12 protein-coding genes and 1 riboswitch are annotated in these 12,361 nt (G+C 70.0%); of the genes, 8 read left to right on the plus strand and 4 right to left on the minus strand.

The window, feature by feature from the left end; translation table 11 throughout:
• Positions 1–78 precede the first annotated feature (78 nt).
• A complete protein-coding gene (locus tag ACFYWX_RS12385) occupies positions 79–1,050 on the minus strand; it encodes a glucosyl-3-phosphoglycerate synthase (protein ID WP_389423916.1) in 972 nt (323 codons plus the stop codon).
• A gap of 130 nt (positions 1,051–1,180) precedes the next feature.
• Positions 1,181–1,349: riboswitch (SAM riboswitch) on the plus strand.
• Between the two features lie 18 nt (positions 1,350–1,367).
• Between ACFYWX_RS12385 and thrC the strand changes: the two genes are divergently transcribed.
• From thrC to ACFYWX_RS12415, 6 genes are all read left to right on the plus strand, one after another.
• Positions 1,368–2,654, plus strand: coding sequence for a threonine synthase (thrC, locus tag ACFYWX_RS12390; RefSeq protein ID WP_389423917.1), 1,287 nt, complete (start codon positions 1,368–1,370; stop codon positions 2,652–2,654).
• Entirely contained in the window at positions 2,651–2,926 is a 276-nt protein-coding gene (locus tag ACFYWX_RS12395) for a ubiquitin-like small modifier protein 1 (protein ID WP_037670105.1), read from the plus strand. Before thrC ends, ACFYWX_RS12395 begins: the two co-directional genes overlap by 4 nt.
• A 432-nt stretch (positions 2,927–3,358) precedes the next feature.
• A complete protein-coding gene (locus ACFYWX_RS12400) occupies positions 3,359–3,565 on the plus strand; it encodes a cold-shock protein (protein WP_016436693.1) in 207 nt (68 codons plus the stop codon).
• Positions 3,566–3,892: 327 nt separating this feature from the next.
• Positions 3,893–5,515 carry a chaperonin GroEL gene (gene groL / locus ACFYWX_RS12405; RefSeq protein WP_389423918.1) on the plus strand — a complete coding sequence of 541 codons (1,623 nt, stop codon included), beginning with the start codon at positions 3,893–3,895 and terminating at the stop codon, positions 5,513–5,515.
• Between the two features lie 283 nt (positions 5,516–5,798).
• Positions 5,799–6,971, plus strand: a complete 1,173-nt coding sequence (locus tag ACFYWX_RS12410) for an NADH:flavin oxidoreductase (RefSeq protein ID WP_389423919.1) — start codon at positions 5,799–5,801, stop codon at positions 6,969–6,971.
• A gap of 312 nt (positions 6,972–7,283) precedes the next feature.
• On the plus strand, positions 7,284–8,780 hold the full coding sequence (locus ACFYWX_RS12415) for an MFS transporter (RefSeq protein WP_389423920.1): 1,497 nt from the start codon (positions 7,284–7,286) through the stop codon (positions 8,778–8,780).
• A gap of 26 nt (positions 8,781–8,806) precedes the next feature.
• Here the strand turns inward: ACFYWX_RS12415 and ACFYWX_RS12420 are convergent, their stop codons facing one another.
• From ACFYWX_RS12420 to ACFYWX_RS12430, 3 genes are all read right to left on the minus strand, one after another.
• A complete protein-coding gene (locus ACFYWX_RS12420) occupies positions 8,807–9,385 on the minus strand; it encodes a hypothetical protein (protein ID WP_389423921.1) in 579 nt (192 codons plus the stop codon).
• Positions 9,386–9,708: 323 nt separating this feature from the next.
• On the minus strand, positions 9,709–10,644 hold the full coding sequence (gene murQ, locus ACFYWX_RS12425; RefSeq protein ID WP_389423922.1) for an N-acetylmuramic acid 6-phosphate etherase: 936 nt from the start codon (positions 10,642–10,644) through the stop codon (positions 9,709–9,711).
• Between the two features lie 74 nt (positions 10,645–10,718).
• The gene (locus tag ACFYWX_RS12430; protein ID WP_389423923.1) at positions 10,719–11,639 is read right to left on the minus strand and encodes a MurR/RpiR family transcriptional regulator; all 921 of its coding nucleotides are present in this window, start codon (positions 11,637–11,639) and stop codon (positions 10,719–10,721) included.
• A 56-nt stretch (positions 11,640–11,695) separates the two neighbouring features.
• On the opposite strand from ACFYWX_RS12430, the gene ACFYWX_RS12435 reads away from it, so the two are divergent.
• The gene (locus ACFYWX_RS12435; RefSeq protein ID WP_389423924.1) at positions 11,696–12,079 is read left to right on the plus strand and encodes a hypothetical protein; all 384 of its coding nucleotides are present in this window, start codon (positions 11,696–11,698) and stop codon (positions 12,077–12,079) included.
• A complete protein-coding gene (locus ACFYWX_RS12440; protein ID WP_389423925.1) occupies positions 12,076–12,360 on the plus strand; it encodes a DUF4031 domain-containing protein in 285 nt (94 codons plus the stop codon). Before ACFYWX_RS12435 ends, ACFYWX_RS12440 begins: the two co-directional genes overlap by 4 nt.
• Position 12,361 lies beyond the last annotated feature (1 nt).

A 12,361-nucleotide genomic window follows, 5' to 3' on the forward strand; every position in this document is an offset into this window, starting at 1 on the left:
ACAACCTAGCCCAGCCCGGAAACGCTCAAACGTACGATCGCGCTTCGTGGACGTCCGTATACGGCCGTCCGGCGGGTGTTACGCGACCTTGCGGGCGGCGTACTCCGCGATCTCCGTCATCGGCGGCCGCTCCTCCGTGTCCACGGAGTACGTGCGCGGCTCGAACCCGTCCTCGCCCCGCTCGAACTGGGTGAGGCAGGGACGGATGAGATGCCCGCGGGCCAGCCGCAGCTGCGCGGTGCGGTAGATCGCGGCGGCCATCCGGCCCAGTGCCTGCCCGTCCTGGTGGCGGTGCTTGCGCACGCCGACGTCGACCTGGGCGAGCGCGTCGAGCCCGACCAGGTGCAGGGAGTCGACCAGCATGCCCAGCTCCACGCCGTAGCCGACGGGGAAGGGAAGCTGTTCCAGCAGGGAGCGGCGGGCCGCGTACTCGCCGCCGAGCGGCTGCACGAACCCGGCCAGCTGCGGCCAGTGCATGTTCAGCAGCGGGCGCGCCATGAGCTCCGTGACCCGGCCGCCCTGACCGGCCGTCTTGCCGGAGGCGAGCGAATTCAACTCAGTGCCGAGCGGACGGTCGTACATCCCCTTGACGAGATCGACGTCCGGGTCGGTGAGCAGCGGGCCCACGATCCCGGAGACGAAGTCGGAGGAGAACTCCTTCAGGTCGGCGTCTATGAAGCAGACGATGTCCCCGCCGGTCACCAGCAGGGAGCGCCACAGCACCTCGCCCTTGCCGGGCACGGCCGGGACGCGCGGGAGGATGTCGTCCCGGTGGACGACCCGGGCGCCCGCGGCGGCGGCCACCTCGGAGGTGCGGTCGGTGGATCCCGAGTCGACGACGACGATCTCGTCGACCAGCGGGACCTGTTGCATGAGGTCGTGGCGGATCACGGCGACGATGTCGCCGACCGTCTCCTCCTCGTTGAGCGCGGGCAGCACGACACTGACCGACTGGCCCGTGCGCTGCTTGGCGGCCAGGATCTGGTGGAGCGGGCGATCGGTCACGGACCAGGACCGGGTCCTCAGCCAGCGCTCGACTTCTTCCAGCACAGTCTGCGGCTCCTCACGGTTGTCTCGCGGTTCGGACGACTATCTCAACTGTCCCGGCCTTCGGTTACAGTCTTGAGCAACGCCGATGACCATCGCATGTCCGCGGTCACCGCCGTTCACAACCGAATACCGCTCATCCAGAGGGGCAGAGGGATACGGCCCGATGAAGCCCCGGCAACCCTCCAGTCGGCTCTCGTATTGATCGCTGTGCGAGCACAGTTGATCGTTCCGCGAGGCTCCCGGCTTGGGAAGGTGCCAAATCCGTCTCACGGCGAGATGCGTCGTGAGGAAGATGAGGAGAAAGGGCCTCGCCTCACATGGCTGTGCAGACTGTTGCAACCACCACGAATCCTACCGTCGACCTCGGTCCCGCTGCGGCCCTGAGCTGCCGCGAATGCGGCCACCGCGTGCCGCTCGGCCCGGTCTTCGCGTGCGAGGAGTGTTTCGGCCCGCTCGAGATCGCCTACGACTTCTCCTCCTACGACACGGAGGAGCTTCGCAAGCAGATCGAGGCGGGACCCGCGAACATCTGGCGCTACGCCCCGCTGCTGCCCGTCCCGGCCGACGTGGCGGACAAGCCGAACATCAACCCCGGCTGGACCGCGCTCGTGAAGGCCGACAACCTGGCCCGCGAGCTGGGCGTCGACGCCGGCAAGCTCTTCGTCAAGGACGACTCCGGTAACCCGACGCACTCCTTCAAGGACCGCGTCGTCGCCCAGGCCCTGGAGGCCGCCCGCGCCTTCGGCTTCACCACGCTCTCCTGCTCCTCCACCGGCAACCTCGCCGGCGCGGTGGGCGCCGCGGCCGCCCGCGCCGGCTTCCGCTCGTGCGTGTTCATCCCGCACGACCTGGAGCAGGGCAAGGTCGTCATGGCCGCCATCTACGGCGGCGAGCTCGTCGGCATCGAGGGCAACTACGACGACGTGAACCGCTTCTGCTCCGAGCTGATCGGCGACCCGGCGGGCGAGGGCTGGGGCTTCGTCAACGTCAACCTGCGGCCGTACTACGCGGAGGGGTCCAAGACCCTGGCGTACGAGATCTGCGAGCAGCTCGGCTGGCAGCTCCCGGACCAGCTGGTCGTGCCGATCGCCTCCGGCTCGCAGCTGACGAAGATCGACAAGGGGCTCCAGGAGCTGATCAAGCTCGGGCTCGTCGAGGACAAGCCGTACAAGATCTTCGGTGCGCAGGCCGAGGGCTGCTCGCCGGTGTCGACCGCTTACAAGGCGGGTCACGACGTCGTCCGGCCCCAGAAGCCGAACACCATCGCCAAGTCCCTCGCCATCGGCAACCCGGCGGACGGCCCCTACGTCCTCGACATCGCGCGGCGTACGGGCGGGGCCGTGGAGGACGTCAACGACGAGCAGGTCGTCGACGCGATCAAGCTGCTGGCGCGGACGGAGGGCATCTTCGCGGAGACCGCGGGTGGCGTGACGGTGGGTGTGGCGCGCAAGCTGATCGAGAACGGCCTGCTGGACCCGGCCCTCACCACCGTCGTCCTCAACACCGGCGACGGACTCAAGACCCTCGACGCGGTGGCCGGGACCGGCCTCACCGCCACCATCCGCCCGAACCTGGACTCCTTCCGAGAGGCTGGCCTCGCATGAGCGTGACCGTCCGCATCCCCACCATCCTGCGCACCTACACCGGTGGTCAGGCCGAGGTCGCCGCTGATGGGGCGACCCTCGGCGAGGTCATCGCCGACCTGGAGAAGAACCACACGGGCATCGCGGCCCGCGTCCTCGACGACCAGGGCAAGCTGCGCCGCTTCGTCAACGTGTACGTCAACGACGACGACGTCCGCTTCGAGCAGGGGCTGGAGACGGCCACCCCGGACGGTGCCGGTGTCTCCATCATTCCGGCGGTTGCCGGAGGCTGATCATTACCGTCGGTAACGCACGTTACCGTGAGTTCATCGAATTGCCCCCTCCGTGAGAGAAGCGGAGGGGGCAATTCTGTGTGGTTGAGCGCGGTACAGTTGGGGAAGGCGCCGATTTCCGCGTGCCGGGCGCATATCAGTTCTGGCTCCACATGCGATGAGAAGTAGCCAAAGTGTGTGGTTCTTTTGCGTCATTTGCTCCTTTTGTGGGGCCCGACTTGCCCTGAGTTCTGGTGAATTCTCGGCAAATCCCCGACCGGCCATGCCCGGAATTCTCGTCCGATTGACCTGTTGCAGACGGCAGTTGGACAGATACATTCAGCCGCGGTCGACGCGTTCCGGCGCACGCCCCCAACCAAGGCGGGGGGTGAGGTCTGACCCGGATCCGCGAAGTGTGGATCTGTGCAAGGGCCAGTAATAGGGGAGTTAGGCATGGCTCAGGGCACCGTCAAGTGGTTCAACGCGGAGAAGGGGTACGGCTTCATCGCGGTCGACGGTGGTGCGGATGTTTTCGTCCACTACAGCGCGATCCAGATGGACGGATACCGCACCCTGGAAGAGGGTCAGCGGGTCGATTTCGAGATCTCGCAGGGCCAGAAGGGGCCGCAGGCGGACATGGTCCGACTCGCGGCCGGCTGAAGCACGCGCCGACGCAGCGACGTTCTTCTGTGCATCTTCGAAGGGCTCGTACCTCCCGGGGTACGAGCCCTTCGGTCTGCCCGGACGTCGCCGGGCGCCCCGACCCTCGGCCGTTCACCTGCGGATCGGGTGGAGGCGCTTGCACTCGACAGGGGCGAGTGCTAATCATTGCGTTAGCACTCTGAAGGTGAGAGTGACAACGAAGGACCGGGTCGGTGAGGCCCGCAGGCCGGATGGGGCAAGGAACCACCAGGCAGGCGAGCCGTCCGTCGCGGGCGCGGGCGCGGTCCGAAGGAATCACCCCCAGTCCTGGAGGGACCACTTCACATGGCCAAGATCATCGCGTTCGACGAGGAGGCGCGGCGCGGCCTCGAGCGCGGCATGAACCAGCTCGCGGACGCCGTGAAGGTGACGCTCGGCCCCAAGGGCCGCAACGTCGTCCTCGAGAAGAAGTGGGGCGCCCCCACGATCACCAACGATGGTGTGTCCATCGCCAAGGAGATCGAGCTCGAGGACCCGTACGAGAAGATCGGCGCCGAGCTGGTCAAGGAAGTCGCCAAGAAGACGGACGACGTCGCCGGTGACGGTACGACCACCGCGACCGTCCTCGCTCAGGCGCTCGTCCGCGAGGGCCTGCGCAACGTAGCCGCCGGCGCCAACCCGATGGCCCTCAAGCGCGGTATCGAGAAGGCCGTCGAGGCCGTCTCCGGTGCCCTGCTCGAGCAGGCCAAGGATGTCGAGACCAAGGAGCAGATCGCCTCCACGGCCTCCATCTCCGCCGCCGACACCCAGATCGGCGAGCTCATCGCCGAGGCCATGGACAAGGTCGGCAAGGAAGGCGTCATCACCGTCGAGGAGTCCCAGACCTTCGGTCTGGAGCTGGAGCTCACCGAGGGTATGCGCTTCGACAAGGGCTACATCTCGGCGTACTTCGCCACCGACATGGAGCGTATGGAGGCCGTCCTCGACGACCCGTACATCCTGATCGCGAACTCCAAGATCGCGAACGTCAAGGACCTGCTCCCGCTCCTGGAGAAGGTCATGCAGTCGGGCAAGCCGCTGCTGATCATCGCCGAGGACGTCGAGGGCGAGGCCCTGTCGACCCTGGTCGTCAACAAGATCCGCGGCACCTTCAAGTCCGTCGCCGTCAAGGCCCCGGGCTTCGGCGACCGCCGCAAGGCCATGCTCGGCGACATCGCCATCCTCACGGGCGGCGAGGTCATCTCCGAGGAGGTCGGCCTCAAGCTGGAGAACGCCACCCTCGACCTGCTGGGCAAGGCCCGCAAGGTGGTCATCACCAAGGACGAGACCACCATCGTCGACGGTGCCGGCTCCTCCGACCAGGTCAACGGCCGCGTCAGCCAGATCCGCGCCGAGATCGAGAACAGCGACTCCGACTACGACCGCGAGAAGCTGCAGGAGCGCCTGGCGAAGCTCGCCGGCGGTGTCGCGGTCATCAAGGCCGGTGCCGCCACCGAGGTCGAGCTCAAGGAGCGCAAGCACCGCATCGAGGACGCCGTCCGCAACGCCAAGGCGGCCGTCGAAGAGGGCATCGTCGCCGGCGGTGGCGTGGCGCTCATCCAGGCGTCCTCCGTCTTCGAGAAGCTGGACCTCGAGGGTGACGAGGCGACCGGCGCCAACGCCGTGAAGCTCGCGCTGGAGGCCCCGCTCAAGCAGATCGCCGTCAACGGTGGTCTCGAGGGTGGCGTCGTCGTGGAGAAGGTCCGCAACCTCCAGGTCGGCCACGGCCTGAACGCCGCGACCGGTGAGTACGTCGACATGATCGCCGAGGGCATCATCGACCCGGCGAAGGTGACCCGTTCCGCGCTGCAGAACGCCGCCTCCATCGCCGCGCTGTTCCTCACCACCGAGGCCGTCATCGCCGACAAGCCGGAGAAGTCCGCTGCCCCGGCCGGCGGCGGTATGCCCGGCGGTGACATGGACTTCTGATCCTCCCCGAGGATCGGAACCGTCCCTTCCGTGCCGAGGGCGGCACTCCCTGGAGACAGGGGGTGCCGCCCTCGGGCGTTTTCCGGGGTCCCTCGGCGTAGGTGTCCGGGGTCCCTCGGGCGTACGTGTCCGGGGTCCCTCGGGCGTACGTGTCCGGGATCCCTCGGGCGTACGCGTTCGGGATCCCCTCGGGCATGCGTGTCCGGGATCACATGGGGTTGCGCCCCGTGCCGGGATGGAGGTGGCGGGCGGGGCGGTTGACGCGTAGGACCGCACTTCTTGCATGTGCACATACCGTCCGGTTTTCCCGAGGAGTCCCCGCGTGACCGTCAACGTCCCCCCGACCGCAGCCTCCCGCGCGGCCGAGATCCTCTCCCGGCCCCTCGCACTGAACGGCCTCACCGTCCCGAACCGCATCGTGATGGCCCCGATGACCCGCAACTTCTCCCCGGACGGCATCCCCGGCGAGGACGTGCGCTCCTACTACGCCCGCCGCGCCGCCGCCGGCGTCGGCCTGATCGTCACCGAGGGCACCTACGTCGGCCACGCGTCCGCCGGAGAGAGCGACCGCGTCCCCCGCTTCCACGGCGACGAGCAGCTCGCGGGCTGGGCCGCGGTCGCCGAGGCCGTGCACCAGGCCGGCGGCACGATCGTGCCGCAGCTGTGGCACATCGGCATGGTCCGCAAGCAGGGCGCCCCGCCCTACGCCGACGCCCCCGCCGTCGGCCCCTCCGGCCTGCGCCTCGACGGCACCGAGGGCACCGGCAACGCGATGACCCGGCGCGACCTGGACGACGTCATCGGCGCGTTCGCCGAGGCCGCCGCGGCCGCCGAGCGCAGCGGCTTCGACGGCGTCGAGCTGCACGGCGCCCACGGCTACCTCATCGACCAGTTCCTCTGGTCGGGCACCAACCGCCGCACCGACGCCTACGGCGGCGACCCCGTGGCCCGTACGCAGTTCGCCGCCGAGATCGTCGCCGCCGTCCGCGCGACGGTCTCGCCGGAGTTCCCCGTCCTCTTCCGCTACTCCCAGTGGAAGCAGGAGGCCTACGACGCCCGTCTCGCCGAAACTCCGGAGGAGCTGGAGGCCATCCTGGCCCCGCTCGCCGCGGCCGGCGTCGACGCCTTCCACGCCTCCACCCGCCGCTACTGGGCCCCGGAGTTCGACGACTCCGACCTCAACCTCGCGGGCTGGACCAAGAAGCTCACCGGCAAGCCCGCCATCACCGTCGGCTCGGTCGGCCTCGACGGCGACTTCCTGCGCGCCTTCGCGGGCGAGGGCGCCGAGGTGGGCAACCTCGACAACCTCCTCGACCGCCTGGAGCGCGACGAGTTCGACCTGGTGGCCGTGGGCCGCGCCCTGCTCCAGGACCCGGAGTGGGCGGCGAAGGTGCTTGGCGGGCGGCTGGACGAGCTGACGGCGTACGAGCCGACGGCGCTGCAGACGCTTAGCTGAGCTGTTCGGAGCTGTTCGGAGCTGTTCGGAGCTGTTCGGAGCTGTTCGGAGCTGTCCGGAGCTGTCCGGAGCTGTTCGGAGCTGTTCGGAGCGTTCGAGGCTTGGGGGCTTCGGGGCTTCGGGGCTTGGGGGCTTCGGAGCGAAGGCTGGGCCGGGGTGTCGCGTGGGCGGCGCCCCGGCCTTTGTCATGTGCGGCCTCTCCTGCCCCGGTGGCGCTCACCTGATCCTCTTGGTTAAGTCAAGCAAGTGACTTAAGGTTGCCTCGGTCAAGTACACGGTTCTTCCCAGAGCACACCCGACGGAGGCCCCTCCATGCCCGACGCTCCTGCCCGCCCCGCCGAGGCCGGGGGAATAGCCCCGCCGCGGTCGAACGCGGTGGTCGCGGTCCTGGCCCTCGCCGGAATCGTCGTCGCGCTGATGCAGACCCTGGTCATCCCGATCGTCCCCGAACTGCCGAAGCTGCTGAACGCCTCGGCCTCCGACACGGCGTGGGCCGTGACGGCCACCCTCCTCGCGGCCGCCGTCGCCACCCCCGTCATGGGCCGGCTCGGAGACATGTACGGCAAGCGCCGCATGCTGCTGGTCAGCGTGGCCCTGCTGGTCTCCGGCTCGGTCACGGCCGCCCTCAGCGAGTCCCTGACCCCGATGATCCTCGGACGTGTGCTCCAGGGCCTGGCCTCCGGTGTCATCCCGCTCGGCATCAGCATCATGCGCGACGAACTGCCCGCCGAACGGCTCGGCTCGGCCACCGCGCTCATGAGCGCCAGCCTCGGCGTCGGCGGCGCCCTAGGCCTGCCGGCCGCCGCGCTCATCGCCGAGAACTTCGACTGGCACGTGCTGTTCTGGACGTCGGCCGCCCTCGGCGCCGTCGCCGCCGTCCTCGTCGTCCTCTTCGTACCCGAGTCCCAGGTCCGCACCGGCGGCCGCTTCGACCTCGTCGGCGCCCTCGGCATGGCGACCGGCCTGGTCTGTCTGCTGCTCGGGATTTCCAAGGGCGCCGACTGGGGCTGGACCAGCGGCACCACCCTCGGCCTGTTCGCCGCCGCCGTCGTCGTACTGCTCGCGTGGGGCTGGTGGGAACTGCGGATCCAGGCCCCGCTGGTGGACCTGCGCACCACTGCCCGCCGCCAGGTGCTGGTCACCAACCTCGCGTCGATCGCCGTGGGCTTCGCGATGTTCGCGATGTCCCTCGTCCTGCCCCAGCTGCTCCAGCTGCCCGCCGCCACCGGCTACGGCCTCGGCAGGTCGATGCTGGCCGCCGGCCTGGTCATGGCACCGTCCGGCCTGGTCATGATGGCCACCGCCCCCGTCTCCGCCGCCGTCTCCAAGGCCAAGGGCCCCAAGGTGACCCTGATGATCGGCGCGCTGATCGTCGCCGCCGGCTACCTCATCAACATCGCGCTGATGTCGGAGGTCTGGCACTTCGTCCTGGTGTCCTGCGTCATCGGCGCCGGCATCGGCTTCACCTACGGCTCGATGCCCGCCCTGATCATGGGCGCCGTACCCGCGTCCGAGACGGCCGCGGCGAACAGCCTCAACACCCTCATGCGGTCCATCGGCACCTCGTCCGCCAGCGCCATCGCCGGTGTGATCCTCGCTCAGATGACCACGGACTTCGGCGGCTTCGCCCTGCCCTCGAAGGACGGCTTCCGCACGGTCCTGGCCCTCGGCGCGGGCGCGGCCCTGCTCGCCTTCGCGGTGGCGTCGTTCATCCCGCGCCAGCGGACGGAGGCGGGGCGGGCGACGCCTACGGCAGGGGCGCCGACGGATGCGGGTGAATCCGCGGAGGCGTCGGCGGTGAAGGCGTAACAGGGGGCTGAGGCGTCATAGGGGGACTACAGATTCCCCATCGGCTCGATGTCCACCTGCACGGGTGTCCCCCACACCCGCAGCACCTCGTAGTCGGTGAACTCGTGCACGAGTCGGTACGCCATCGCGGGCCGGGATCCGCGCCGCTGGGCGGCGATGTACAGCTCGGCCTCGCGCCGGTCCCGGCGCGGCGTACCGCACAGCTGCCATTCCCGCCCGTTCCACAGCTCCGCCAGCCACCGCTGCTGGGGCTGGGGGCGGTCGGCGCTGGTGCCGTAACGGGAGGGCGAGGGGGAAGGCGACTCGGAGGGCCGGGGCTGGCCGTAGCCCCCGTTGAACTCCGACCGCCGGGCGGCACGACGCCGCGTCTCGCACAGCAGGCACAGGTCGGGGGCAGCCTCGTCGACGGGCCCGTGCGGATGCTCGGCGCACCGGGTGGTGGGCGCGGCGCCGGCGACACTCTCGTCCAGCAGATCCAGCGCCCGCCGCAGATCCGCCTTGACCTCGTGCAACTTGGCGTCCGGCGTGTCGGTGGTCAGGGCCTCTCCATGTTCGCCGAGGAGACGGAGGGCGCGGCCTAGGGCGGTGAGCTGGGCGTGGTTCATGTCAGTCGGCGTAGTCCTTGAGTTTCTCGGTGTCGAGGGTGATGTCCACGGGGACAGGGAGCTCGACGGTGGCTCCCCAAGAGTAGGTCGAGGACTGCTGGTAGCGGCCCCAAGGACAGCGACACCTCGCTCTCCGTCGTCGCCAACCTGGCCACCCGGCTCACGAATCTCGGCGACGACGTCAACACGTCCTACTACTGGGACGGCGGCCACGGCGCCGACCAGGACCCCGGTGACTTCATCAAGTGGATCGCCCAGGTGTCGGGTTACCGGCGGAAGTGACGCTCACGCGGTCAGTGATGCTGAAGACGTCCCTGACCCGCTCAGCCCGTCGCCCTCGCCAGCGCCGTACGCAGGCGGCCGCCCGACTCCTCCAGGAGGCGGGCAGCCGTCGGGCCGTCCACGTCGGCCAGCAGGGTCAGGATCGCGTTCTTCACCTCGCCGTCCGTCGCCGCCAGCGCCGCCTCGACCTCCTCGTCCGCGGCGCCCGTCGCGAGGGCGACGATACGGCGGGAGCGGGCGCGCAGCTTGTCGTTGGAGGCGCGTACGTCGACCATCAGGTTCCCGTACGTCTTGCCCAGGCGGATCATCGTGATCGTCGAGATCATGTTGAGCACCAGCTTCTGTGCCGTGCCCGCCTTCAGCCGGGTGGAGCCGGTGAGCAGTTCGGGGCCGACGACGACCTCGATGCCGTGCTCGGCGGCCGCCGCGAGCGCGCTGCCCGCGTTGCAGGCCAGCCCGATGGTCAGGGAGCCACGGGCCCGGGCGTGTGCAACGGCGCCGATGGCGTACGGGGTGCGGCCGGAGGCCGAGACGCCGACCACCGTGTCGTCGGCGCCCACCCCGAGCGCGTCGAGGTCGGCCTCCGCCAGCTCCTTGGAGTCCTCCGCGCCCTCCATGGAGGCGACCAGGGCCTGCGGCCCGCCCGCGATGAGTCCTACGACCTGACCGGGCCGCGTGTTGAACGTCGGCGGACACTCGGACGCGTCCAGCACGCCGAGCCGCCCCGCCGTCCCGGCACCGGCGTAGATCAGCCGCCCGCCCCGCGCCATCCGTTCCGCCACGGCGTCGATCGCGGCGGCGATCTCCGGCAACCGCTCGGCCACGGCGGCGGGCACGGTGGCGTCCTCGTTGTTCATGAGGCGGGCGATGTCGAGGGTGGGGAGCTGGTCGATGTCGGCGAGCTCCCGCCGGAAGGATTCGGTGGTCAGCGAGTCCAACTCCGTACGGAGGTCGCGGTAGTTGGAGGCAGGGGGCATGGGGACAGCTCTTTCCGGTTTCTCACGGGTGCGGGTGCGGGTTGCAGGTGCAGGTGGCTGGAGCTTGCCTCGGTCTACCGCCGGTGCCGGTGCGCCAGCGCCTCGTAGGACGCCGCCAGTGCCGGCCCCGCGGACTCGTACGTCCGCTGCGCCACCCCCACGAACAGGCAGTCCACGACGAGCAGCTGACTGGTCCGCGACGACATCGCCGCCGGCCGCAGTTCGCTCTCCCGGGCCGTGGAGGTCGTGAGGATGTGGTCGGCGTACTGGGTGACGGGCCCGCCCGGGCGTCCGGTGATCGCGACGGTCGTCGCCCCGTGCTCGAAGGCGACCCGGAGCGGCTCGATCACGTCGCCGGTCGACCCGGAGTGGCTGATCGCGATCGCGACGTCACCCGCGCGCAGCTGCACCGCGTTGGTGACGGCGAGGTGCGGATCGCTGTGCGCGTGGGCTATGAGCCCTATGCGCAGGAGCTTTTGGGCGAGGTCCTGGGCGACGAGACCGGAGGCCCCGATGCCGTACACGTCGATCCGCCGCGCGCCCGCCGCCGCGGTGACCGCCGCGCCGAGTTGCGCGGTGTCGAGGCCGGCGGCGGTGTCGGCGAGGGTCTGCTGTTCGTCGTACGCCAACTTCGCGACCACGTCCGCGATGGGGTCGTCGACGGAGATGTCCGTGGTGATGGCGGGCGCGCGCCCGGACTGCTGCTGGGCGGCGAGGCCGGCGAGGGCGAGGCGCAGGTCGCGGTAGCCGGGGTAGCCGAGGAGGCGGGCGGTGCGGACGACGGTGGCCTCGCTGGTGCCGGTGAGTTCGGCGAGGCCGGTGACCGTGAGGGCGGCGCAGCCGGCCGGGTCGCCCGCGACGGCTTCGGCGACGCGCTGCATGGAGCGGGTCATGGAGGGGGCGAGCGTGCGCACCTTGGCCGCGAGGGCGGCGGGGGCGGGCGGCGCGCCTCCGGGACGGCCGCTGCCGAAAATTTCCTTCATGTCACGGGTCACACTATGAAAGATATTTTCGGACCCGTGTTGTGGTCAAGAGTGCGCACAATGGGTGCATGGATCCCATCAGCCCTCTGGAGCAGGCGTTGCACGCGGCACGCGCCCTCGTGCTCGCCGATCTCGCCGCGAACGAGGTCGCCGCCGCGGATGTGGTGTCCATGGTCGAGGACTCGGTCGTGCAGCGGCGCTGGTGGGTCGAGCAGTGGCCGGACGGTGTGGCGTACGTCGCCGGGCTGGTCGCACAGGACGTACAGGACGCGCTGCTTGAGAAGTACGGGCGCTGGCCGCTGTGCCCGGTGTGCGGCTCCGGCGATCCGCACGCCCTCGACGTCGAGCCGGAACTCGGGCCCGACCCGCACTGGGTGTGCCACAAGGCGGGCGTGAAGGTCGCCGCGGTCGGTGCGCTGGGGTCGGCGACGGGCGGGGCGTCCTCGTCGTGACCGTCTACATTGACCCTCCGAGCTGGCCGGGCCACGGCCGGATGTGGTCCCACCTCGTCAGCGACGTCTCGTACGACGAACTGCACCTGTTCGCCGCGGAGATGGGCGTGCCCCCGCGGGCCTTCGAGCGCGACCACTACGACATCCCCGCCCACCGGTACGCGGACGCCGTGCGCGCCGGCGCGGTCGAGGTCAGCAGCCGCGAGGTGGTGCGGCTGCTGCTCGGCGCGGGGCTGCGCAGGCGGCGCAGCGATCAGCGGAGTCAGCCGCGCAGTTCGTAGT

The organism is Streptomyces sp. NPDC002888, from assembly GCF_042888465.1.
Taxonomy (GTDB): domain Bacteria; phylum Actinomycetota; class Actinomycetes; order Streptomycetales; family Streptomycetaceae; genus Streptomyces.

What these genes read in the sequence shown, in the direction of transcription:
- thrC (WP_389423917.1), top strand. Translation starts at nt 1,368, where the DNA reads ATGGCTGTGCAGACTGTTGCAACCACCACGAATCCTACCGTCGACCTC.
- ACFYWX_RS12395 (WP_037670105.1), top strand. Translation starts at nt 2,651, where the DNA reads ATGAGCGTGACCGTCCGCATCCCCACCATCCTGCGCACCTACACCGGT.
- ACFYWX_RS12400 (WP_016436693.1), top strand. Translation starts at nt 3,359, where the DNA reads ATGGCTCAGGGCACCGTCAAGTGGTTCAACGCGGAGAAGGGGTACGGC.
- groL (WP_389423918.1), top strand. Translation starts at nt 3,893, where the DNA reads ATGGCCAAGATCATCGCGTTCGACGAGGAGGCGCGGCGCGGCCTCGAG.
- ACFYWX_RS12410 (WP_389423919.1), top strand. Translation starts at nt 5,799, where the DNA reads ATGTGCACATACCGTCCGGTTTTCCCGAGGAGTCCCCGCGTGACCGTC.
- ACFYWX_RS12415 (WP_389423920.1), top strand. Translation starts at nt 7,284, where the DNA reads ATGCCCGACGCTCCTGCCCGCCCCGCCGAGGCCGGGGGAATAGCCCCG.
- ACFYWX_RS12420 (WP_389423921.1), bottom strand. Translation starts at nt 9,385, where the DNA reads ATGAACCACGCCCAGCTCACCGCCCTAGGCCGCGCCCTCCGTCTCCTC.
- murQ (WP_389423922.1), bottom strand. Translation starts at nt 10,644, where the DNA reads ATGCCCCCTGCCTCCAACTACCGCGACCTCCGTACGGAGTTGGACTCG.
- ACFYWX_RS12435 (WP_389423924.1), top strand. Translation starts at nt 11,696, where the DNA reads ATGGATCCCATCAGCCCTCTGGAGCAGGCGTTGCACGCGGCACGCGCC.